This is a genomic window from Pseudomonas mandelii (genome assembly GCF_002251635.1).
In the GTDB taxonomy this organism is placed as follows: Bacteria; Pseudomonadota; Gammaproteobacteria; order Pseudomonadales; family Pseudomonadaceae; genus Aquipseudomonas; species Aquipseudomonas mandelii_B.
On record NZ_NMOJ01000037.1, the window covers coordinates 1 to 23,817 of the forward strand.

Annotated in this window: 20 protein-coding genes; 17 read left to right on the forward strand and 3 right to left on the reverse strand. The window is 60.2% G+C overall.

Translation table 11 applies throughout. The annotated features are described in order from the left end of the window. Positions 1-244: 244 nt before the first annotated feature. From aceA to B7L09_RS05650, 17 genes are all read left to right on the forward strand, one after another. On the forward strand, positions 245-1,570 hold the full coding sequence (aceA, locus tag B7L09_RS05570) for an isocitrate lyase (RefSeq protein WP_064452901.1): 1,326 nt from the start codon (positions 245-247) through the stop codon (positions 1,568-1,570). Positions 1,571-2,200: 630 nt separating this feature from the next. After that, positions 2,201-2,614 (forward strand): NADH-quinone oxidoreductase subunit A, encoded by a 414-nt coding sequence (locus B7L09_RS05575; RefSeq protein ID WP_003219575.1) that lies wholly within the window; start codon positions 2,201-2,203, stop codon positions 2,612-2,614. A 10-nt stretch (positions 2,615-2,624) separates the two neighbouring features. Next, positions 2,625-3,299: a NuoB/complex I 20 kDa subunit family protein gene (locus B7L09_RS05580; protein WP_012724951.1), complete on the forward strand. Its 675-nt coding sequence runs from the start codon at positions 2,625-2,627 to the stop codon at positions 3,297-3,299. Positions 3,300-3,371: 72 nt separating this feature from the next. Then, on the forward strand, positions 3,372-5,156 hold the full coding sequence (gene nuoC, locus B7L09_RS05585; protein ID WP_094468053.1) for an NADH-quinone oxidoreductase subunit C/D: 1,785 nt from the start codon (positions 3,372-3,374) through the stop codon (positions 5,154-5,156). A 2-nt stretch (positions 5,157-5,158) separates the two neighbouring features. Continuing rightward, complete coding sequence (gene nuoE / locus B7L09_RS05590) at positions 5,159-5,656, forward strand: NADH-quinone oxidoreductase subunit NuoE (protein ID WP_094468054.1); 498 nt, start codon at positions 5,159-5,161, stop codon at positions 5,654-5,656. Beyond that, the gene (nuoF, locus tag B7L09_RS05595; protein WP_094468055.1) at positions 5,653-7,008 is read left to right on the forward strand and encodes an NADH-quinone oxidoreductase subunit NuoF; all 1,356 of its coding nucleotides are present in this window, start codon (positions 5,653-5,655) and stop codon (positions 7,006-7,008) included. The genes nuoE and nuoF overlap by 4 nt, the downstream gene beginning before the upstream one ends. Positions 7,009-7,143: 135 nt before the next feature. Further along, positions 7,144-9,858, forward strand: a complete 2,715-nt coding sequence (gene nuoG, locus B7L09_RS05600) for an NADH-quinone oxidoreductase subunit NuoG (protein ID WP_094468056.1) — start codon at positions 7,144-7,146, stop codon at positions 9,856-9,858. Next, positions 9,855-10,862: an NADH-quinone oxidoreductase subunit NuoH gene (gene nuoH, locus B7L09_RS05605; protein WP_094468057.1), complete on the forward strand. Its 1,008-nt coding sequence runs from the start codon at positions 9,855-9,857 to the stop codon at positions 10,860-10,862. Before nuoG ends, nuoH begins: the two co-directional genes overlap by 4 nt. Positions 10,863-10,874: 12 nt before the next feature. Then, positions 10,875-11,420 (forward strand): NADH-quinone oxidoreductase subunit NuoI, encoded by a 546-nt coding sequence (gene nuoI / locus B7L09_RS05610; protein WP_176457665.1) that lies wholly within the window; start codon positions 10,875-10,877, stop codon positions 11,418-11,420. A gap of 9 nt (positions 11,421-11,429) precedes the next feature. Continuing rightward, positions 11,430-11,933, forward strand: coding sequence for an NADH-quinone oxidoreductase subunit J (gene nuoJ / locus B7L09_RS05615; RefSeq protein ID WP_094468059.1), 504 nt, complete (start codon positions 11,430-11,432; stop codon positions 11,931-11,933). 2 nt (positions 11,934-11,935) lie between these two features. Further along, positions 11,936-12,244: an NADH-quinone oxidoreductase subunit NuoK gene (gene nuoK, locus B7L09_RS05620; protein ID WP_003174727.1), complete on the forward strand. Its 309-nt coding sequence runs from the start codon at positions 11,936-11,938 to the stop codon at positions 12,242-12,244. Beyond that, positions 12,241-14,094 carry an NADH-quinone oxidoreductase subunit L gene (gene nuoL / locus B7L09_RS05625; RefSeq protein ID WP_094468060.1) on the forward strand — a complete coding sequence of 618 codons (1,854 nt, stop codon included), beginning with the start codon at positions 12,241-12,243 and terminating at the stop codon, positions 14,092-14,094. Before nuoK ends, nuoL begins: the two co-directional genes overlap by 4 nt. Before the next feature lie 40 nt (positions 14,095-14,134). Next, positions 14,135-15,667 carry an NADH-quinone oxidoreductase subunit M gene (nuoM, locus tag B7L09_RS05630; protein WP_094468061.1) on the forward strand — a complete coding sequence of 511 codons (1,533 nt, stop codon included), beginning with the start codon at positions 14,135-14,137 and terminating at the stop codon, positions 15,665-15,667. 7 nt (positions 15,668-15,674) lie between these two features. Beyond that, on the forward strand, positions 15,675-17,138 hold the full coding sequence (nuoN, locus tag B7L09_RS05635; protein ID WP_094468062.1) for an NADH-quinone oxidoreductase subunit NuoN: 1,464 nt from the start codon (positions 15,675-15,677) through the stop codon (positions 17,136-17,138). A gap of 287 nt (positions 17,139-17,425) precedes the next feature. Next, positions 17,426-17,776: a toxin gene (locus B7L09_RS05640; RefSeq protein WP_094468063.1), complete on the forward strand. Its 351-nt coding sequence runs from the start codon at positions 17,426-17,428 to the stop codon at positions 17,774-17,776. Continuing rightward, positions 17,766-18,080 carry a helix-turn-helix domain-containing protein gene (locus B7L09_RS05645; RefSeq protein ID WP_094468064.1) on the forward strand — a complete coding sequence of 105 codons (315 nt, stop codon included), beginning with the start codon at positions 17,766-17,768 and terminating at the stop codon, positions 18,078-18,080. The genes B7L09_RS05640 and B7L09_RS05645 overlap by 11 nt, the downstream gene beginning before the upstream one ends. Before the next feature lie 175 nt (positions 18,081-18,255). Beyond that, positions 18,256-19,581: an OprD family porin gene (locus tag B7L09_RS05650; protein WP_094468065.1), complete on the forward strand. Its 1,326-nt coding sequence runs from the start codon at positions 18,256-18,258 to the stop codon at positions 19,579-19,581. Positions 19,582-19,751: 170 nt separating this feature from the next. On the opposite strand, the gene B7L09_RS05655 is transcribed toward B7L09_RS05650, so the two are convergent. The 3 genes from B7L09_RS05655 to B7L09_RS05665 all read right to left on the reverse strand — a co-directional run bounded on the left by B7L09_RS05655 (position 19,752) and on the right by B7L09_RS05665 (position 23,774). Continuing rightward, positions 19,752-20,090 carry a co-regulatory protein PtrA N-terminal domain-containing protein gene (locus B7L09_RS05655; RefSeq protein ID WP_094468066.1) on the reverse strand — a complete coding sequence of 113 codons (339 nt, stop codon included), beginning with the start codon at positions 20,088-20,090 and terminating at the stop codon, positions 19,752-19,754. A gap of 79 nt (positions 20,091-20,169) precedes the next feature. Next, complete coding sequence (locus B7L09_RS05660) at positions 20,170-20,370, reverse strand: co-regulatory protein PtrA N-terminal domain-containing protein (RefSeq protein WP_094468067.1); 201 nt, start codon at positions 20,368-20,370, stop codon at positions 20,170-20,172. A 251-nt stretch (positions 20,371-20,621) separates the two neighbouring features. Next, positions 20,622-23,774, reverse strand: coding sequence for a CusA/CzcA family heavy metal efflux RND transporter (locus B7L09_RS05665; protein ID WP_094468068.1), 3,153 nt, complete (start codon positions 23,772-23,774; stop codon positions 20,622-20,624). Positions 23,775-23,817 lie beyond the last annotated feature (43 nt).

Genomic DNA, 23,817 nt, shown 5'->3' on the forward strand with positions numbered 1-23,817 from the left:
AGGTAACCCGGCTACACACTGATGGATCGTACCAAGGCCCACGACGCCCGAAGACNGTTCCCAGTTCGCCCTTACCTGCTCAACTCCCCTCTCGCTACTCGTTCATCCCGTCGCCAATCCCGCCGAATCCGACTTGACCACCTAAGCTTCTGGTCAGCGAGCAGCCTCTTACGCCCCAATTGAATCGCGTACTTGGCAGGAGCAGGAATTTTCCACCCAGACCTATGCGACGAGGTTTATCTCCATGGCACTGACACGCGAACAGCAAATTGCAGCCCTTGAAAAAGACTGGGCTGAAAACCCACGCTGGAAAGGCGTGACCCGCGCTTATTCCGCTGCTGACGTCGTCCGCCTGCGTGGCTCGGTTCAACCTGAGCACACCTTTGCAAAACTCGGCGCCGAGAAGCTGTGGAACCTGGTAACCCAAGGTGCCAAGCCTTCCTTCCGTCCTGACAAAGATTTCGTCAACTGCATGGGCGCCCTGACCGGCGGCCAGGCAGTCCAGCAGGTGAAAGCCGGTATCCAGGCGATCTACCTGTCCGGCTGGCAAGTGGCAGCGGACAACAACTCCGCTGAATCCATGTACCCCGACCAGTCGCTGTACCCGGTGGACTCGGTGCCAACCGTGGTCAAGCGCATCAACAACTCGTTCCGTCGTGCCGACCAGATCCAGTGGAAAGCCGGTAAAGGCCCGGGCGACGAAGGCTACATCGACTACTTCGCACCGATCGTGGCGGATGCTGAAGCCGGTTTCGGCGGCGTGCTGAACGCCTACGAGCTGATGAAAAGCATGATCGAGGCTGGCGCCGCGGGCGTTCACTTCGAAGACCAACTGGCTTCGGTGAAGAAGTGCGGGCACATGGGCGGCAAGGTACTGGTGCCTACCCAGGAAGCCGTACAGAAGCTGACCGCTGCGCGCTTGGCCGCTGACGTGGCTGGCACTCCGACCATCATCCTGGCACGTACCGACGCCAACGCTGCTGACCTGCTGACTTCCGATTGCGACCCGTACGACAAGCCATTCGTAACCGGCGAGCGTACTCAGGAAGGCTTCTATAAAGTACGCGCCGGCCTCGACCAGGCCATCGCTCGCGGCCTGGCCTACGCGCCGTACGCCGACCTGATCTGGTGCGAAACCGCCAAGCCGGACCTGGACGAAGCGCGTCGCTTCGCCGAAGCGATCAAGAAGGAATACCCGGACCAACTGCTGTCCTACAACTGCTCGCCTTCTTTCAACTGGAAGAAGAACCTGGACGACGCGACCATCGCCAAATTCCAGCGCGAACTGTCCGCTATGGGCTACAAGCACCAGTTCATCACCCTGGCCGGCATTCACAACATGTGGCACAGCATGTTCAACCTGGCGCACGACTACGCCCGCAACGACATGACGGCCTACGTGAAGCTGCAAGAGCAGGAGTTCGCTGACGCCTCCAAAGGCTACACCTTTGTGGCGCACCAGCAGGAAGTGGGCACCGGCTACTTCGACGACATGACCACCGTGATCCAGGGCGGCAGTTCGTCCGTGACCGCGCTGACCGGTTCGACCGAAGAAGAACAGTTCCACTGATCAACTGAGTACACGGCCATTGCGGCATCACGGAAGACCTAACCGCAACGTCGCACATCTGACGCCCCGACTGGTTCGGGGCGTTTTTTTGCCCGCGATTTCATCCCCACCACAGGGAACGACTCAACCCAAAATTTGGNGAAGAACGATTACGCGATGTCCCGGAAGGATCGGGGGCCTTATTCGCGGGCAAGCCTCGCTCCAACAAGGAAACGCCACCATGACCACCCAGCGNTCCAGAGCGGTACCGCGAGCAAAAAACCGAGGTAAAACGTGCATCGCCGCTACTTGCATTAAAAGCTATATAAGGCAACTTCCCACTCATCTACCCGTTAAACAGTTTAAAAACCCTGCCAAATAATATTGATTATCATTTAGCCGCAACTATGCTCGTTACATTCTCTACAAAACAATATTGATGAAAACCCGGCTAATGCCCGCAACGCATGGGCTGCGGGGCTTTGAAGGTGCGTTATGTCCTTATTCCTATAAATAATTTCGCTATAGGAATTTTACTTGCACGGTGTTNNGCCATAAAATCACCGCGATTGATTGCAGTGCGACATATCGTCACTGCATCGTTACTTTTTCGAGCTCAGAGACCTTTGCTCTCTGTTAAGGATTTCCAGCATGACCGAAGCGACAGGACTCATGGCCCACAACTGGGGCTTTGCCATTTTCCTCCTCGGTGTTGTCGGCCTTTGTGCCTTCATGCTTGGTGTCTCCAGCCTCCTCGGGTCAAAAGCCTGGGGCCGCAGCAAAAACGAACCGTTCGAGTCCGGCATGCTACCTACAGGTGGCGCCCGCTTGCGGCTCTCAGCCAAATTCTATCTGGTCGCGATGCTGTTCGTGATCTTCGATATCGAAGCCCTCTTTCTCTTTGCCTGGTCTGTGTCCGTCCGCGAAAGCGGCTGGACCGGATTCGTCGAAGCCCTCGTTTTCATAGCAATTCTGTTGGCAGGCCTTGTCTACCTATTTCGAGTGGGCGCCCTTGACTGGGCTCCGGAAGCTCGTCGTAAGCGGCAAGCGAAGCTGAAACAATGAGGCTTTGGCGATGCAATACAATCTCACCAGGATCGACCCGGATGCTCCTAACGATCAGTACCCAATCGGCGAACGGGAAACCGTTTCCGATCCGTTAGAAGATCAAGTCCACAAAAACATCTACATGGGCAAGCTGGAAGACGTGCTGAGTGGCGCGGTCAACTGGGGACGTAAGAACTCCCTGTGGCCGTACAACTTCGGTCTGTCCTGCTGCTACGTGGAAATGACCACCGCCTTCACGGCGCCCCACGACATCGCGCGCTTTGGCGCCGAAGTTATCCGGGCATCACCGCGTCAGGCGGATTTCATGGTTATCGCCGGAACCTGCTTTATCAAGATGGCGCCGATCATTCAGCGTCTCTACGAGCAAATGCTCGAACCTAAATGGGTTATCTCCATGGGTTCGTGCGCCAACTCCGGTGGCATGTACGACATCTACTCCGTCGTTCAAGGGGTGGACAAGTTCCTGCCCGTGGACGTCTACGTGCCTGGCTGCCCGCCCCGCCCTGAAGCATTTCTGCAAGGCTTGATGCTGTTGCAGGAATCGATTGGCAAGGAGCGTCGTCCACTTTCCTGGGTTGTCGGCGATCAAGGCGTTTACCGCGCCGAGATGCCTTCGCAAAAGGAACAGCGCCGCGAACAGCGAATCGCAGTCACCAACCTGCGCAGCCCCGACGAAGTCTGATCCAGCACCGCTTCTTTTATAGAACGAAAACCTGGCTTCATTCTTTACGTTGACCGAAAGCGATAAAAAACCATGACTACAGGCAGTGCTCTGTACATCCCGCCTTATAAGGCAGACGACCAGGATGTGGTCGTCGAACTCAATAACCGTTTTGGCCCTGACGCCTTCACCGCCCAGGCCACACGTACCGGTATGCCGGTGCTGTGGGTGGCGCGTGCCAAGCTCGTCGAAGTCCTGACGTTCCTGCGCAACCTGCCCAAGCCGTACGTCATGCTTTATGACCTGCACGGCGTGGACGAGCGTCTGCGCACCAAGCGTCAAGGGCTGCCAAGCGGCGCCGACTTCACTGTGTTCTATCACTTGATGTCGATCGAACGTAACAGCGACGTGATGATCAAGGTCGCCCTCTCCGAAAGCGACCTGAGCGTGCCGACCGTGACCGGTATCTGGCCGAACGCCAGCTGGTACGAGCGTGAAGTCTGGGACATGTTCGGTATCGACTTCCCCGGCCACCCGCACCTGACGCGCATCATGATGCCGCCAACCTGGGAAGGTCACCCGCTGCGCAAGGACTACCCTGCGCGCGCCACCGAATTCGATCCGTTCAGCCTGACGCTCGCCAAGCAACAGCTTGAAGAAGAGGCTGCACGCTTCCGTCCGGAAGACTGGGGCATGAAGCGCTCCGGCACCAACGAGGACTACATGTTCCTCAACCTGGGCCCGAACCACCCTTCGGCTCACGGTGCCTTCCGCATCATCCTGCAACTGGACGGCGAAGAAATCGTCGACTGCGTGCCTGACGTCGGCTACCACCACCGTGGTGCCGAGAAGATGGCCGAGCGCCAGTCCTGGCACAGTTTCATCCCGTACACCGACCGTATCGACTACCTCGGCGGCGTGATGAACAACCTGCCGTACGTGCTCTCGGTCGAGAAGCTGGCCGGTATCAAGGTACCGGACCGCGTCGACACCATCCGCATCATGATGGCCGAGTTCTTCCGGATCACCAGCCACCTGCTGTTCCTGGGGACTTACATCCAGGACGTCGGTGCCATGACCCCGGTGTTCTTCACGTTCACCGACCGTCAGCGCGCCTACAAGGTCATCGAAGCCATCACCGGTTTCCGTCTGCACCCGGCCTGGTACCGCATCGGCGGTGTCGCGCACGACCTGCCAAATGGCTGGGAANGCCTGGTAAAAGAGTTCATCGACTGGATGCCCAAGCGTCTGGACGAATACCAGAAAGCCGCCCTGGACAACAGCATCCTCAAGGGCCGGACCATCGGCGTCGCGGCGTACAACACCAAAGAAGCCCTGGAATGGGGCGTCACCGGTGCTGGCCTGCGTTCCACCGGTTGCGATTTCGACCTGCGTAAAGCGCGCCCGTACTCCGGCTACGAGAACTTCGAATTCGAAGTGCCGTTGGCGGCCAATGGCGATGCCTACGACCGTTGCATCGTGCGCGTCGAAGAAATGCGCCAGAGCCTGAAGATCATCGAGCAGTGCATGCGCAACATGCCGGCCGGCCCGTACAAGGCGGATCACCCGCTGACCACGCCGCCGCCGAAAGAGCGCACGCTGCAACACATCGAAACCCTGATCACGCACTTCCTGCAGGTTTCGTGGGGCCCGGTCATGCCGGCCAACGAATCCTTCCAGATGATCGAAGCGACCAAGGGTATCAACAGTTATTACCTGACGAGCGATGGCGGCACCATGAGCTACCGCACCCGGATTCGTACTCCAAGCTTCCCGCACCTGCAGCAGATCCCTTCGGTGATCAAAGGTGAAATGGTCGCGGACTTGATTGCGTACCTGGGTAGTATCGATTTCGTTATGGCCGACGTGGACCGCTAAGCATGAATAGCACGCTTATCCAGACAGACCGTTTCACCTTGAGTGAAACCGAGCGCTCGGCCATCGAGCACGAGCTGCATCACTACGAAGACCCGCGTGCGGCGTCTATCGAAGCCTTGAAGATCGTCCAGAAGGAACGTGGCTGGGTGCCGGACGGCGCCCTCTACGCCATCGGCGAAATCCTCGGCATCCCTGCCAGCGACGTTGAAGGCGTGGCCACGTTCTACAGCCAGATCTTCCGCCAGCCGGTAGGTCGCCACATCATTCGCGTGTGCGACAGCATGGTCTGCTACATCGGTGGCCACGAGTCCGTGGTCAGTGAGATTCAGAACAAGCTGGGCATCGGCCTGGGTCAGACCACGCCGGACGGCCGCTTTACGCTGCTGCCGGTGTGCTGCCTGGGTAACTGCGACAAGGCGCCGGCGTTGATGATCGACGACGACACATTCGGTGACGTTCAGCCTGCTGGCGTCACCCAATTGCTCGAGGGCTACGTATGACCCTGACTTCCTTCGGTCCTGCCAACCGCATCAAGCGGTCGGCCGAGACTCACCCGCTGACCTGGCGCCTGCGTGACGACGGCGAGGCGGTATGGCTCGACGAGTACCAGGCCAAGAACGGTTACGCGGCTGCGCGCAAAGCCTTCGCCGACATGGCCCAGGACGATATCGTCCAGACCGTGAAAGACGCCGGCCTTAAAGGTCGCGGCGGTGCAGGCTTCCCCACGGGTGTTAAGTGGGGCCTGATGCCCAAAGACGAATCCATCAACATCCGCTACCTGCTGTGCAACGCGGATGAAATGGAGCCGAACACCTGGAAAGACCGCATGTTGATGGAGCAACTGCCCCATCTGCTGATCGAAGGCATGCTGATCAGTGCCCGCGCGCTGAAAACCTACCGTGGCTACATCTTCCTGCGTGGCGAATACACCACCGCCGCCAAGCACCTCACCCGTGCAGTGGAAGAAGCCAAGGCAGCCGGCCTGCTGGGCAAGAACATCCTCGGTTCGGGCTTTGACTTCGAACTGTTCGTGCACACCGGCGCCGGGCGTTACATCTGCGGTGAAGAAACCGCACTGATCAACTCCCTCGAAGGCCGCCGCGCCAACCCGCGCTCCAAACCGCCCTTCCCTGCCGCCGTGGGCGTGTGGGGCAAGCCGACATGCGTGAACAACGTCGAGACCCTGTGCAACGTGCCGGCAATCATCGGCGACGGCGTGGAGTGGTACAAATCGTTGGCCCGCGAAGGCAGCGAAGACATGGGCACCAAGCTCATGGGCTTCTCCGGCAAGGTCAAGAACCCTGGCCTGTGGGAACTGCCATTTGGCGTAACTGCACGCGAGCTGTTCGAGGACTACGCCGGCGGCATGCGCGATGGCTACACCCTCAAGGCCTGGCAGCCAGGCGGCGCCGGCACCGGCTTCCTGTTGCCGGAACACCTGGACGCACAAATGTACGCCGGCGGCATCGCCAAAGTGGGCACCCGCATGGGTACCGGCCTGGCCATGGCGGTGGACGACAGCGTCAACATGGTGTCCCTGCTGCGCAACATGGAAGAGTTCTTCTCCCGCGAATCCTGCGGTTTCTGCACCCCGTGCCGTGACGGTTTGCCTTGGAGCGTGAAGCTCTTGATGGCCATCGAGAAAGGCGAAGGCCAGCCAGGCGACATCGAGACGCTGCTGGGTCTGGTCGGTTTCCTCGGCCCAGGCAAGACCTTCTGTGCTCACGCACCGGGCGCCGTGGAGCCATTGGGCAGCGCAATCAAATACTTCCGCTCGGAGTTCGAAGCCGGCATCGCGCCTACCAGCGCCGCCGTTCCGCCTCTGGCGAGGCCGATCGTAGTCGGCGCGTAACGCTTAACCAGGCGAAGGGTCCGTGCCCTTCAACTGCTCATGTGCTGACGCCTTTATGGCTGTGTAGATGCACATGAATAACAAGATTCCATTAGCCACGCCCGCTGACAACGGGCCAACGAAGAACTTTGAACCATGGCCACTATCCACGTAGACGGCAAAGCGCTCGAAGTCGATGGGGCAGACAACCTGTTACAGGCATGTCTCTCACTAGGCCTCGACATCCCTTATTTCTGCTGGCACCCAGCCCTTGGTAGCGTCGGTGCCTGTCGCCAGTGTGCGGTCAAGCAGTACACCGACGAGAACGACACCCGTGGTCGTATCGTCATGTCCTGCATGACACCCGCCACCGACAACACCTGGATCTCCATCGAAGATGAAGAATCCAAGGCGTTCCGCGCCAGCGTTGTCGAATGGCTGATGACCAACCACCCCCACGACTGCCCGGTCTGTGAGGAAGGCGGTCACTGCCACCTGCAAGACATGACGGTGATGACCGGCCACAACGAGCGCCGTTATCGCTTCACCAAGCGTACCCACCAGAACCAGGACCTCGGCCCGTTCATTTCCCACGAAATGAACCGCTGCATCGCCTGCTACCGTTGCGTGCGTTTCTATAAAGACTACGCCGGCGGCACCGACCTGGGCGTATTCGGCGCCCACGACAACGTGTACTTCGGTCGCGTTGAAGACGGCGTGCTCGAAAGCGAGTTCTCCGGCAACCTCACCGAGGTCTGCCCGACCGGTGTGTTCACCGACAAGACGCACTCCGAGCGCTACAACCGTAAGTGGGACATGCAGTTCGCGCCGAGCATCTGCCATGGCTGCTCCAGCGGTTGCAATATTTCCCCGGGCGAGCGCTACGGCGAATTGCGTCGGATCGAAAACCGCTTCAACGGTTCGGTCAACCAGTACTTCCTGTGCGACCGTGGCCGTTTCGGCTATGGCTACGTCAACCGCGAAGACCGCCCACGCCAGCCGCTGTTGGCCGATGGCGCCAAGCTGAGCACCGACGAAGCACTGGATAAAGCCGCCGATCTGTTGCGCGGCCGCAATATCGTTGGTATCGGTTCGCCACGCGCCAGCCTCGAAAGCAACTTCGCGTTGCGCGAACTGGTCGGCGCCGAGCACTTCTACTCCGGTATCGAAGCCGCTGAGCTGGAGCGCATTCGCCTGGTCCTGCAGGTGCTGAACGACAGCCCGCTGCCGGTGCCGAACATGCGCGACATCGAAGACCACGACGCGATCTTTGTCCTCGGTGAAGACCTGACCCAGACCGCCGCGCGTATCGCATTGTCCCTGCGCCAGTCGGTCAAAGGCAAAGCCGAAGACATGGCCGAGGCTATGCGCGTACAGCCCTGGCTCGACGCCGCGGTGAAAAACATCGGCCAGCACGCGCTGAACCCGCTGTTTATCGCAAGCCTGGCTGAGACCAAGCTCGACGACATCGCCGAAGAGTGCGTCCACGCAGCGCCTGACGACCTGGCGCGCATCGGTTTCGCCGTGGCCCACGCCCTGGACGCCAGCGCACCTGCCGTCGAAGGCCTGGACACTGAAGCTGTTGAACTGGCCCAGCGCATCGCCGACGCCCTGCTGGCGGCCAAGCGCCCGCTGATCATTGCTGGCACCTCGTTGGGTTCCAAAGCGCTGATCGAAGCTGCTGCCAACATCGCTAAAGCCCTGAAGCTGCGCGACAAGAACGGTTCCATCAGCCTGGTCGTGCCGGAAGCCAACAGCCTTGGCCTGGCCATGCTCGGTGGCGAGTCACTGGACGAAGCGCTGCAAGCCGTGATCGACGGTAACGCCGACGCCATCGTCGTGCTGGAAAACGATCTGTACACCCGTACCGACAAAGCCCGTGTCGATGCCGCCCTGACCGCCGCGAAAGTGGTGATCGTGGCGGACCATCAGAAGACCGCCACCAGCGATCGCGCGCACCTGGTTCTGCCAGCCGCCAGCTTCGCTGAAGGCGACGGTACGCTGGTCAGCCAGGAAGGCCGCGCCCAGCGCTTCTTCCAGGTGTTCGATCCGAAGTACATGGACGCCAGCATCCTGGTTCACGAAGGCTGGCGCTGGCTGCATGCCCTGCGCTCGACCCTGCTGAACCAGCCGCTCGACTGGACCCAGCTCGACCACGTTACCGCAGCCGCTGCCGCAAGCGCCCCGCAACTGGCGCGCATCGTCGACGCTGCACCGTCCGCCGCGTTCCGCATCAAGGGCATGAAACTGGCCCGTGAACCGCTGCGTTACTCCGGCCGTACCGCCATGCGTGCTGATATCAGCGTGCACGAACCGCGTACGCCGCAGGACAACGACACCGCGTTCGCCTTCTCCATGGAAGGTTACTCGGGTTCGGTCGAGCCGCGTCAACAGGTGCCATTTGCCTGGTCGCCGGGCTGGAACTCGCCGCAGGCCTGGAACAAGTTCCAGGACGAAGTCGGTGGTCATATCCGCGCTGGCGACCCGGGCACCCGCCTGATCGAAAGCACCGGTGATTCGCTGAACTGGTTCGCCGCCGTACCGCGCCCGTTCAACCCGGCCCAGGGCACCTGGCAGGTTGTGCCGTTCTTCCACCTGTTCGGCAGCGAAGAAACCTCTTCCAAAGCCGCGCCGGTACAAGAGCGCATTCCGGCCGCCTACGTGTCCGTAGCCAAGTCCGAAGCCGACCGCCTGGGCGTCAACGACGGTGCCCTGCTCAACTTGAACGTCGGTGGCAAGACCCTGCGTCTGCCGCTGCGCATCAACGACGAGTTGGGTGCCGGCCTGGTTGCACTGCCGAAAGGCCTCGCCGGTATCCCGCCTGCGATCTTTGGCCAAACCGTTGACGGTCTGCAGGAGGCAGCGCAATGACCTGGTTCACGCCTGAAGTGATTGACGTGATCATCGCGGTCCTCAAGGCCATCGTGATTCTGCTCGCCGTTGTGGTGTGCGGCGCGCTGCTGAGCTGGGTCGAGCGTCGTCTGCTGGGCTGGTGGCAGGACCGTTACGGTCCGAACCGCGTTGGCCCGTTCGGTATGTTCCAAATCGCTGCCGACATGCTGAAAATGTTCTTCAAGGAAGACTGGACCCCGCCGTTTGCCGACAAGGTGATCTTCACCCTGGCACCGGTCGTGGCCATGAGCGCCTTGCTGATTGCCTTCGCCGTCATCCCGATCACCCCGACCTGGGGCGTGGCGGACCTGAACATCGGCTTGCTGTTCTTCTTCGCCATGGCCGGTCTGTCGGTCTACGCGGTGCTGTTCGCGGGTTGGTCGAGTAACAACAAGTTCGCCCTGCTGGGCAGCTTGCGGGCTTCGGCCCAGACCGTGTCCTACGAAGTGTTCATGGGCCTCGCGCTGATGGGCATCGTGGTGCAGGTCGGCTCGTTCAACATGCGCGACATCGTCGAGTACCAGGCGCAGAACCTGTGGTTCATCATTCCGCAGTTCTTCGGCTTCTGCACCTTCTTCATCGCTGGCGTCGCCGTGACTCACCGTCACCCGTTCGACCAGCCGGAAGCGGAACAGGAACTGGCCGACGGTTACCATATTGAATACGCCGGCATGAAATGGGGCATGTTCTTCGTTGGCGAATACATCGGCATCATCTTGATCTCGGCCCTGCTGGTCACGCTGTTCTTCGGCGGCTGGCACGGTCCGTTCGGCATTCTGCCGCAGATCCCGTTCATCTGGTTCGCGCTCAAAACCGCGTTCTTCATCATGTTCTTCATCCTGCTGCGCGCCTCGATCCCGCGCCCACGCTATGACCAGGTGATGGATTTCAGCTGGAGATTCTGCCTGCCGCTGACCCTCGTCAACATGCTGGTGACCGCTGCGATCGTGTTGCTCAACACGCCCGCCGTCGCGGCTCAGTGAGGATAGAGAATCATGAAGTACATTTTTGACATCGTGCATGGCTTCTTCACCCAGCTTCGCAGCCTGGTGATGATCTTCGGCCATGCCTTCCGCAAGCGCGACACGCTGCAGTACCCGGAAGAAGCGGTGTACCTGCCGCCGCGCTATCGCGGCCGTATCGTGCTGACCCGCGACCCCGATGGCGAAGAGCGTTGTGTAGCCTGCAACCTGTGCGCCGTGGCGTGCCCGGTGGGTTGCATCTCCCTGCAGAAAGCTGAAACCGAAGACGGTCGCTGGTACCCGGACTTCTTCCGCATCAACTTCTCGCGCTGCATTTTCTGCGGCCTCTGCGAGGAAGCTTGCCCGACCACCGCGATCCAGCTGACACCGGATTTCGAGATGGCCGAGTTCAAACGTCAGGACCTGGTGTACGAGAAAGAAGATCTGTTGATCTCTGGTCCCGGTAAAAACCCTGATTACAACTTCTATCGTGTTGCAGGTATGGCCGTTGCCGGTAAGCCGAAAGGCGCCGCACAAAACGAAGCCGAGCCGATCAACGTGAAGAGCTTGCTGCCTTAAGGAAGAAAGATGGAATTCGCTTTCTATTTCGCGTCGGGTATTGCAGTGGTGTCCACGCTTCGCGTGATCACCAACACCAACCCCGTGCACGCCCTGCTCTACCTGATCATTTCGCTGATCGCCGTGGCCATGACCTTCTTCAGCCTCGGCGCACCGTTCGCCGGTGTCCTGGAAGTGATTGCCTACGCTGGCGCCATCATGGTGCTGTTCGTGTTTGTGGTGATGATGCTCAACCTGGGCCCGGCCTCGGTCCANCAAGAGCGCGTCTGGCTCAAGCCCGGCATCTGGCTCGGCCCCGTCGCCCTCGGCACCCTGCTGCTAGTTGAACTGCTGTATGTGCTGTTCGCTCACCAGAGCGGCCAGGCCATCGGCCACACCACCGTAGACGCGAAGGCCGTGGGCATCAGCCTGTTCGGCCCGTACCTGCTGGTGGTTGAACTGGCTTCGATGCTGCTGCTCGCGGCAGCCATCACCGCCTTCCACTTGGGCCGCAACGAAGCCAAGGAGCAATGACGATGCCTGCTATCCCTTTGGAGCATGGTCTGGCGGTCGCCGGCATCCTGTTCTGCCTTGGCCTGGTCGGCCTGATGGTCCGCCGTAACATTCTGTTCGTGTTGATGAGCCTGGAAATCATGATGAACGCCGCAGCACTGGCGTTCATCGTTGCGGGTGCACGTTGGGGTCAGCCGGATGGACAAGTCATGTTCATCCTGGTGATCAGCCTGGCAGCCGCCGAGGCCAGTATTGGCCTGGCGATCCTGCTGCAACTGTATCGCCGCTTCCACACGCTTGATATCGACGCTGCCAGTGAGATGCGCGGATGAACATGATCTTTCTGACTTTCGTATTTCCCCTGATCGGTTTCCTGCTGCTGTCGTTCTCCCGTGGACGCTGGTCGGAAAACCTGTCGGCGCTGATTGGCGTCGGCTCCATCGGCCTGTCTGCCATCGTCACGGCCTACGTGATCTGGCAATTCAACGTCGCCCCGCCTGAAGGCGGTCACTACACCCAGGTGTTGTGGCAGTGGATGGCGGTGGAAGGCTTCACGCCGAACTTCGCCCTCTACGTCGACGGCCTGTCGATCACCATGCTTGGCGTGGTCGTGGGTGTAGGCTTCCTGATCCACCTGTTCGCGTCCTGGTACATGCGCGGTGAAGCCGGTTACTCGCGCTTCTTCGCCTACACCAACCTGTTTATCGCCAGCATGCTGTTCCTGGTGCTGGGCGATAACCTGTTGTTCCTGTACTTCGGCTGGGAAGGCGTGGGCCTGTGCTCGTACCTGTTGATCGGTTTCTACTACAGCAACCGCAACAACGGTAACGCGGCACTCAAGGCCTTTATCGTCACCCGCATCGGCGACGTGTTCATGGCTATCGGCCTGTTCATCCTGTTCCAACAGGTGGGCACGTTGAACATCCAGGAACTGCTGGTGCTGGCACCGCAGAAGTTCCAGGTCGGTGACTTTTGGATCACCCTGGCGACCCTGATGCTGCTGGGTGGCGCTGTCGGTAAATCCGCACAGTTGCCGCTGCAAACCTGGCTGGCGGATGCGATGGCCGGTCCGACTCCGGTTTCGGCACTGATCCACGCCGCCACCATGGTGACCGCCGGTGTCTACCTGATCGCCCGTACCCACGGCCTGTTCACCCTGGCACCGGAAATCCTGCACTTGGTNGGCCTGGTTGGCGGCGTGACCCTGGTACTGGCCGGCTTCGCCGCGCTGGTGCAGACCGACATCAAGCGTATCCTCGCCTACTCGACCATGAGCCAGATCGGCTACATGTTCCTGGCCCTGGGCGTCGGCGCCTGGGACGCGGCGATCTTCCACCTGATGACCCACGCCTTCTTCAAGGCCCTGCTGTTCCTTGCTTCGGGTGCAGTCATCGTTGCCTGCCACCACGAGCAGAACATCTTCAAGATGGGCGGCCTGTGGAAGAAACTGCCGTTGGCCTACGCCAGCTTCATCGTCGGGGGTGCCGCGCTGGCCGCCCTGCCGTTGGTGACCGCCGGTTTCTACTCCAAAGACGAAATCCTCTGGGAAGCCTTTGCCAGCGGTAACCAGAACCTGCTGTACGCAGGCCTGGTGGGTGCGTTCATGACCTCGCTGTACACCTTCCGCCTGATCTTCATCACCTTCCACGGTGAAGCCAAGACCGAAGCACACGCAGGCCACGGCATCTCCCACTGGCTGCCACTGTCGGTGCTGATCATCCTGTCGACGTTCGTCGGCGCGATGATCGTTCCGCCGCTGCACGGTGTACTGCCGGAAAGCGTCGGCCATGCCGGCGGCGAAGCCAAGCACAGTCTGGAAATCGCTTCGGGCGCCATCGCCATCGCCGGTATCCTGCTGGCGGCCCTGCTGTTCCTCGGCAAGCGTCGCTTCGTCACCGCCGTCGCCAACAGTGGCATCGGCCGCTTCCTTTCGGCCTGGTGGTTCGCCGCCTGGGGCTTCGACTGGATCTACGACAAACTGTTCGTCAAGCCTTACCTTGCGATCAGCCATGTACTGCGCAGAGACCCGCTCGACCAGACCATCGGTTTGATCCCGCGTGCCGCCAAGGCCGGTCACACCGCCCTGAGCCGCAGCGAGACTGGCCAANTGCGTTGGTACGCGGCATCGATGGCAGCCGGCTCCGTGCTGGTCATCGGCGCCATCGTGCTGGTAGCGGTATGACTATGAACTTTGCGAACTTGCGAAAGGAAACGAGCCCGTCATGATTCTGCCCTGGCTAATCCTGATCCCCTTTATCGGCGGCCTGCTCTGCTGGATGGGTGAACGCTTCGGCGCCACCCTCCCCCGCTGGATTGCGTTGCTGACCATGTCCCTGGAACTCGCGCTCGGCCTCTGGCTGTGGGCCCATGGCGACTATTCATTTGCTCCGGCACCGGGTGCCGATCCCACCTTCGCGCTTGAGTTCAAGCACGTGTGGATCCAGCGCTTCGGCATCAACGTGCACCTGGCCCTCGACGGCCTGTCGCTGTTGATGATCCTGCTGACCGGCCTGCTGGGTATCCTCTCGGTACTCTGCTCCTGGAAAGAAATTCAGCGTCACGTGGGCTTCTTCCACCTGAACCTGATGTGGATCCTGGGCGGCGTTGTCGGCGTGTTCCTCGCCCTCGACCTGTTCATGTTCTTCTTCTTCTGGGAAATGATGCTGGTGCCGATGTACTTCCTCATCGCGCTCTGGGGTCACAGTTCTTCGGATGGCAAGAAAACCCGGATCTACGCGGCGACCAAGTTCTTCATCTTCACCCAGGCTTCCGGCCTGATCATGTTGGTGGCGATCCTGGGTCTGGTACTGGTCAACTTCAACAGCACGGGCGTGATCACGTTCAACTACGCCGACCTGTTGAAAACCAAGATGTCCCTGACCACCGAGTACATCCTGATGCTGGGCTTCTTCATCGCGTTCGCGGTGAAGCTGCCGGTGGTGCCGTTCCACTCCTGGCTGCCTGATGCTCACGCCCAGGCGCCGACCGCAGGTTCTGTGGACCTGGCCGGTATCCTGCTGAAAACTGCGGCCTACGGCCTGCTGCGTTTCGCCCTGCCGCTGTTCCCGAATGCCTCGGCCGAGTTTGCGCCGATCGCCATGACCCTGGGTCTGATCGGGATCTTCTACGGCGCGTTCCTGGCCTTCGCCCAAACCGACATCAAGCGTCTGATCGCCTTCTCGTCCGTTTCCCACATGGGTTTCGTACTGATCGGCATCTACTCCGGCAGCCAGCTGGCGTTGCAAGGCGCAGTGATCCAGATGTTGGCCCACGGTGTTTCGGCCGCCGCGCTGTTTATCCTCAGTGGCCAGTTGTACGAGCGTCTGCACACCCGCGACATGCGTGAAATGGGTGGCGTGTGGTCGCGTATCGCTTACCTGCCGGCNATCAGCCTGTTCTTTGCAGCCGCGTCCCTGGGCTTGCCGGGTACCGGTAACTTCGTCGGTGAGTTCCTGATCCTGATCGGCACATTCCCTGCCGCCCCATGGATCACAATCATCGCGACGTCCGGCCTGGTGTTCGGTTCGGTTTACTCGCTGATCATGATCCACCGCGCCTATTTCGGCCCGGCCAAGTCCGACACCGTCCTGCAAGGGATGGATGCTCGCGAACTGATCATGGTGCTCGGCCTTGCGGTGCTGCTGATCTACATCGGCGTATACCCGCAACCGTTCCTGGACACTTCTGCCGCGACGATGCATGGCGTGCAGCAGTGGTTCAGCACCGCCTTCACTCAACTCGCTTCGGCACGGTAAGAGCGCTATGGAATTCACGATCCAACACTTTATCGCGCTTGCGCCGCTGCTGATCACCAGCCTCACCATTGTGGTGGTGATGCTGGCGATCGCCTGGCGCCGCAATCACTCGCAAACGTTCCTGCTGTCCTGCGCCGGTCTGAACCTGGCATTGCTGTCGATCCTGCCAGCCCTGAAAGTCGCGCCTCTGGCCGTGACTCCGTTGCTGCAGATCGACACCTTCGCCTGCCTGTACATGGCGCTGATCCTGGTCGCCACCCTCGCCTGTGTGACCCTCGCCCACGCCTACCTCGGCGATGGCGGTTCGGGTTATCCGGGCAACCGTGAAGAACTTTACCTGCTGATCCTGATGGCCGCCGCCGGTGGCCTGGTGCTGGTCAGCGCGCAGCACCTGGCGGGCTTGTTCATCGGCCTGGAACTGCTGTCGATCCCGACTTACGGCCTGGTGGCCTACGCCTTCTTCAACAAGCGCTCCCTGGAAGCCGGCATCAAGTACATGGTGCTGTCGGCCGCCGGTTCCGCGTTCCTGTTGTTCGGTATGGCCCTGCTCTACGCAGAAGCCGGCAGCCTGAGCTTCGTCGGTATCGGCCAGGCGCTAGCGGCCACCGGTCTGCCAAGCTCGCTGGCGCAACTGGGCCTGGGCATGATGCTGATCGGTCTGGCGTTCAAGCTGTCGCTGGTACCGTTCCACCTCTGGACCCCGGACGTTTACGAAGGTGCTCCGGCACCGGTGGCGGCGTTCCTGGCCACCGCTTCGAAAGTCGCTGTGTTTGCGGTGATGGTGCGTCTGTTCCAGATCTCCCCTGCCGCCAACACCGGTGTGCTGAGCAACGTGCTGACCGTGATCGCGATTGCCTCGATCCTGTTCGGTAACCTGCTGGCCCTGACCCAGAACAACCTCAAGCGTCTGCTCGGTTACTCCTCCATCGCCCACTTCGGCTACCTGCTGATCGCCCTGGTGGCGAGCAAAGGCCTGGCCGTGGAAGCGATTGGCGTGTACCTGGTCACCTACGTCATCACCAGCCTCGGCGCATTCGGCGTCATCACGCTGATGTCCTCGCCGTACAAAGGCCGTGACGCCGACGCCCTGTACGAATACCGCGGCCTGTTCTGGCGCCGTCCGTACCTGACCGCCGTACTCACCGTGATGATGCTGTCCCTGGCCGGCATCCCGCTGACCGCGGGCTTTATCGGCAAGTTCTACATCGTCGCTACCGGCGTTGAAGCGCACGAGTGGTGGTTGGTTGCCTCCCTGGTACTGGGCAGCGCCATCGGCGTGTTCTACTACCTGCGCGTGATGGTCACCCTGTACCTGATCGAGCCCAACCTGCGTCGCCACGATGCGCAACTGCACTGGGAGCAAAAGGCAGGCGGCGTGATGCTGCTGGCTATCGCGCTGGTCGCGTTCTTCCTCGGCGTCTACCCGCAGCCATTGCTGACCCTGGTTCAGCAGGCGGGTCTGGCGGGCTGATTGCATAGCGATACTCGGTAGAAACAGAAACGGCACCTTCGGGTGCCGTTTTTGCATTTGCGGGATCGTGATTTTCAAGCATCGATTTATGCACCGCCTCAGAGTTCAGTCCCACTGCGAAGTATCCCCTCTCTTTTATCGAACGCTCTCACCGCACGGGTCGATTCGTCCTACAGGTGTTTTTACAACCGAGGTCTACCGTTGAAAACGGGAGCGAAAAGGATGGCTTTAATGCCTTGACCGATTCGATTATCGAGACAACACTATACGTAGGTAGCGTACAGAACATGGATGCTCTTTTTATCGAATTACGTATGTTTCAGAAACATCGGGACAATTACCTGGATGACGATCTGTTTCGCAGCTTTCAGCTGGAGTTGCTGAGGAATCCGGAAGCAGGCGATCTCATTGAGGGCGCCGGTGGCCTGCGCAAAATCCGCTTCTGCGATCAACGCCGAGGCAAGGGCAAGCGCAGCGGATTACGGGTGATTTACTACTGGTGGTCAGGCTTCGATCAATTCTGGCTGTTCACCGTGTATGACAAAAACGAGCAAGACGACCTGTCGCCCTCCCAGAAAAAAATTTTCAGACAAGCGCTAGAAAGAGAAATCAACACGAGATCCCACTATGAAACGTGACATTTTTTCCGAGCTGATGGATGGCCTCGAAGCCCTGGCGGATGAGCGCCAAGGCAAAATCACTTTGCGAACCCACAAGGTTCAGTTGCCAAAACTGGTGCCCATCACGGCCGAGGAAGTGGTAGCCATCCGCCAACAGCTCAACCTCTCCCGGTCTGTGTTCGCCATGTATCTGCGCACCAACACCCGAACCCTGGAGAACTGGGAACAGGGACGGGCAATACCCAATGCCCAAGCCACGACCCTGATACGTCTGGTTGAACGCTTTCCGCAGACGATCGAACAACTCGCAGCCCTGACCTGAATGCTCAGGGCTGTTACTCCAACCACATAACGAAATTGTAATTCCCGCATCACCTTGGCGTTATCCGCAGCTTGCAACGATGTCACCCGGCGACCATGCCGGCGGGCCTTCTCCGCCGAACAATAAAACCCACGCCGAAGCACGTTCCCGTTCTGCCGAACCCAAGGAGTGATTAATGGTTAACAATACAAAAATGTCGATCGCCGCTTTAGCGGTGGTGGTCGGCTCCGGGCCGTCCATGGTGATGGCGGATGATAAAGCCGAAGGGTTTGTCGAGGGCAGCAGCCTGACGGTGCTCAACCGTAATTTCTACTTCAACCGTGATTACCGCAACGGCCAGTCCAGCCCCACCGGCAATGGTTATTCCGAAGCCTGGGCCCATGCGGTGATCAGCAAGTTCGAATCCGGGTTTACCCAAGGCACCGTTGGGGTCGGTGTCGATGCGTTTGCGATGATCGGCTTGAAGCTCGACACCGGTGATGGGCGCAACGGTGGCCGTAGCTCGTTTGATGTGCTGCCAGTCAACAATGATGGCGAGGCGCGGGACGAGTACACCAAGGTCGGCGGCGCCGCCAAAGTGCGAGCCTTCGATACGGTGGTCAAGGTCGGTGACGTGTTCCCGGCCAATCCGGTGGTGGCGGCAGGTGACTCGCGATTGCTGCCGGAGAGCTTTCGCGGTGTGACGGCGGTCAACACCAGCATCGAAGGGCTGTCGGTTCAGGGCGGCCGGTTGCATGCGATGAGCCAGCCCGTGTCCAGCGACATGCGCGAGAACTTCTCCACGTTTTATGCCGGCCCGGTCAATTCGCCATGGATCGCTTACGGCGGCGGCGACTATGTACTGAACAAAAACCTCAGTTTCAGCCTGTACTCCAGCCGCCTCAAGGATGCCTGGAATCAGTACTACGCCGGCACTGCCTGGACCTATCCGCTATCGGATGACCTGTCGCTGTTTGGCGGCCTGAATTATTACAAGGCTGTCGACGAAGGCAAACAACTGCTCGGCAAGTTCGACAACAACATCTGGAGCGGTCGGGTCGGCGTGAAACTCGGCGCGCACTCCNTGGCCGTGTCGCACCAGCGCAATAATGGCGACGACGACTTCGATTACCTGCGCCAATCGGACTCGATCTTCCTCAACAACTCTATCCAGTACAACGACTTCAACTCGCCCAAGGAGCGCTCGTGGATGGTGCGTTACGACCTCGACATGCAGACGTTCGGCATTCCCGGCCTGTCGTTCATGACCCGCTACGGCAAAGGCACCGGCGCCGATTACAGCAACGCCAACGCGGTGTACATGCGCCGCGATGCGGCAGGCGATCCGCTGACGGACCAGAAGCGCTGGGAGCGTGATGTCGAAGTCAAATACGTGGTGCAGAGCGGCTCGTTGAAAGACATGTCTCTGCGTTTGCGCCAGGCCACTACCCGCGCCACGGCGTTTGAGTCGGATCTGGATGAAGTACGGCTGATTGTCGAGTACCCGTTGGCGATTCTCTGAGTTAACCCTTCATACCCATTCACCTTTAGAAGCTCCTTGCTCCTTTGGTAAGAGGTGAATCCTTTGGCGTCCTTCGGGGCGCCTTTTTTCGCCCGCTGAATAACCGATTTTGTGGCGAAGGAGCTTGGTCCCGCTCGGCGGCGCAACCATCGCAAAACCGGCCATCCGAATCACTCAGGTTTCAGGGCTGCTGCGCAACCAACGTCGCCGCTTGCGCAATGCCAAGCAGCGTGGCCTTTCGAGTCTTCATAGGTCATGGCGGCAGGCACCACAGCGCAAGCCACTTGCGGCTTCACAACGCTGACAATTTTCACTACATCCAGCTTCATGCCGTATTCATAGTTCTTCACTACCGGCGCCGCTTTGCCTTGGCTCACGGCGTATTGCTCCATGGCTTTGTAGTTGGCGCTAAACGCGCGCTCAAAGGTTCGGTCGCCACCACCTTCGGCCAGTGCATTCAGAGACACGGCCATGACGCCGGCAAACGCGAGCAACTTGAAACCTTCCATATCCATATCCCTCCAGTCCGGACTCATGAAAAAGCCCGGCATCGGCGTTCGATGACAGGCCTGGTGTGATGCGGCACGCTTACAGATCTTTGGTTTTTTCGTCCTTCTTTTCGTTGACGACGACCGGATCGCGGGTCTGTTCCTTGGCGACAAACAGCTCCACCGATCGGTCATTGGATGCCATCATTTTTTCGAAGGTTCTGTCGCCGCCACCTTCAGCCATGGCCAGAGAAGACATCAGCAACGCCGCCGCAAACGTACTCAATTGTGTAAATTTCATCGTTGATTCCTCGTTTAATTAACTAACGGAATCAGGTTAACAATCCGAACCTATCGCCACGGTGGCGGGGAAATTACATATCCGTTATGTGGCGCAAAACCTGTGGGAGCGCCCCGCTCCTGTGGCGAGGGAGCTTGTCGGAACGCCGCACCGTCCCGTTCGGTCGCGAAGCGGCCCGGTCTCTCCTGAAAAACGCAGGGGACTGCTGCGCAGTCCAGCGGGAGCAAGCTCCCTCGCCACAGGGGNTAAAACTATGCGGCGGGTACAACGTCCTCATCGCGGCGATGGGCGAGCTGATACAGCGCAGGCAATATCAGCAGGGTGAGGATGGTCGAGGACAGGACTCCGCCGATCACCACCGTCGCCAATGGGCGTTGCACTTCGGCCCCGGTGCCGGTCGCCAGCGCCATCGGGATGAAGCCCAGCGATGCTACCAGCGCNGTCATCAACACCGGGCGCANCCGGGTCAGCGCACCTTCGTTGACCGCCACCGATAACGCGCGCCCTTCCTCACGCAGGTTGCGGATGAAGGCAATCATCACCAGCCCGTTAAGCACCGCGACACCGGACAAGGCGATAAAGCCCACGCCCGCCGAAATCGACAGCGGAATATCGCGCAGCCACAGCGCCATGATCCCACCCGTCAACGCGAACGGAATCCCGGTGAACACCAACAGGCCGTCCTTGAGGTTGTTGAACATCATGAACAACAGCCCGAACACCAGCAGCAATGCCACCGGCACCACGATGCGCAAACGCTCGGACGCTTCCTNCAACTGTTCGAACTGGCCGCCCCAACTGATCCAGTATCCGGCCGGCACCTGCACGTCACGCTCGATCACCTCACCCGCTTCGCTGACGAACGAGCCGATATCCCGCCCGCGCACGTTGGCGCTGACGATCACCAGGCGCTTGCCGTTCTCGCGACTGATCTGGTTGGGGCCGAGCACCAGGTCCAGGCTNGCGACTTCCTTCAAGGCAATGAAACCGATCTGCGCCGCATCGCCATTCAGCGGCGCCGGCACTGGAATCAACAGCGCCGACAAGCCGTCGATGTCCTTGCGCATGGCATCGGACAAACGCACAACCATGTCNAANCGCCGATCACCCTCATACAACGTGCCGGCCTGACGCCCGCCCACGGCAACCGCAATGGTGTCCTGCACATCGCCCACATTCAGGCCGAAACGTGCGGCCTTGTCGCGGTCGATATTGATGGTCAGCACCGGCAGCCCGGTGGTTTGCTCGACCTTCACTTCAGAGGCGCCGTTGACCTTCTGCATGGCGGCGGCAATCTTCGCCGCCGTGGCGTTCAGCACGTCCATGTCATCGCCGAACACCTTGACCGCCACATCGCTGCGCACGCCGGAGATCAGTTCGTTGAAGCGCAACTGGATCGGCTGCGATAGTTCATAGTTGCTGCCCGGCAGCGTCGCGGCGGCGGCTTGGAGTTCGGCCATCAGGGTTTCACGAGACTTGCCCGGGTCCGGCCACTGCTCCTTGGGNTTAAGCATCACGTAGCTGTCGGAAATATTCGGCGGCATCGGGTCAGAGGCGATTTCCGCGGTGCCGGTGCGGGCGAATACGCGCTCGACTTCCGGCACTTTGCCGAGGATCAGGGTTTCCAGACGCTGCTGCATGTCCACCGATTGTGTGAGGCTGGTGCCCGGCACACGCAAGGCTTGCAGGGCAAAATCGCCCTCGCTGAGGCTCGGCACGAACTCGCTGCCCATGCGGCTGGTCAGCACGCCGCTGAGCACAATCACGCCCAACGCCGCCCCCACCGCCACTGCCCGATGGCTCATCACCCACGCCAGCGCCGGCGCATACACCCGACGCGCCGTGCGCATCACCAGGTTTTCTTCTTCCTTGACCTTGCCGGTGACGAACAGCGCAATCGCGGCCGGCACGAACGTCACCGACAGAATCATCGCGCCCAGCAGCGCGATCACTACGGTGAAGGCCATAGGGTGGAACATCTTCCCGGCCACGCCAGTGAGGGCGAAGATCGGCAGGTAAACCACCATGATGATCAGTTGCCCGAAGATCAGCGCCCGCCGCGCCTCTTTGGCCGCCGCGAACACTTCATGCAGCCGCTCACTGCGGGTCAACAAACGGCCGTGGCGCTGTTGCGCATGCGCCAGGCGGCGGATGGCGTTCTCGACAATCACCACCGCGCCGTCGACGATAATGCCGAAGTCCAGTGCGCCAAGACTCATCAGGTTGGCGCTGACTTTGTTGGTAAACATCCCGGTAAAGGTGAACAACATTGCCAGGGGAATCACCATCGCGGTGATCAACGCCGCGCGGATGTTGCCCAGGAACAGGAACAGCACCGCAACCACCAGCAGCGCACCTTCGATCAGGTTCTTTTTCACCGTGGCAATGGCTTTGTCCACCAGGTGCGTGCGGTCGTACACCGGCACCGCGATCACGCCCTTGGGCAGCGAACGGTTGATCTGTTCCAGCTTGCTGGCGACGGCCTGGGACACAGTGCGGCTGTTTTCGCCGATCAACATGAATACCGTGCCCAGCACCACTTCACGGCCGTTTTCCGTGGCCGCACCGCTGCGCAGTTCGCGGCCGATGTCCACGGTGGCGACGTTCTTCACCCGGATCGGCGTGCCATCGACGTTGGCCATGACGATGTTGGCGATGTCCTCGGTCGACGCCACTTGCCCCGGTGCGCGGATCAGCAGCTGTTCGCCGCTGCGCTCGATGTAACCGGCGCCGACGTTGGCGTTGTTGCGCTCAAGCGCCGTAACCAAATCGGTCAACGTCAGGTTGTAGGCCGCGAGGCGCTTGGGGTCCGGGGCAATCTGGTATTCCTTGGCAAAGCCGCCGATGGTGTTGATCTCGGCCACTCCGGGCACGTTGCGCAGTTGCGGCTTGATGATCCAGTCCTGGATCACGCGCAGGTCGGTCGGCGTGTAGGGCGTGCCATCCTCTTTGAGTGCGCCGTCCTCGGCCTCGACGGTCCACAGGAAAATTTCCCCGAGACCGGTGGAAATCGGCCCCATGGCGGTTTCGATGCCGGTGGGCAATTGTCCACGGGCGACCTGCAGGCGCTCATTGACCAATTGGCGGGCGAAGAACAGGTCGGTACCGTCTTTGAAAATCACCGTCACCTGGGACAAACCGGAGCGCGACAGCGAACGGGTCTGCTCCAGCGCCGGCAGACCGGCCATGGCGGTTTCAATCGGGAAGGTGATGCGTTGTTCGGTTTCCAGCGGTGAGAACCCGGCGGCGCCGGTGTTGATTTGCACCTGGACGTTGGTGATGTCGGGCACGGCGTCGATCGGCAGTTTTTGATAGCTGGCGATNCCGANNCCGGCCATGAGCANCACAGCGAGCAGCACGATGATGCGCTGCTCGATAGCAAACTGGATCAGGCGTTCGAACATGAGAACCTTCTCGTCGAGGGGGCGAATCGATGGGCGACTTTAG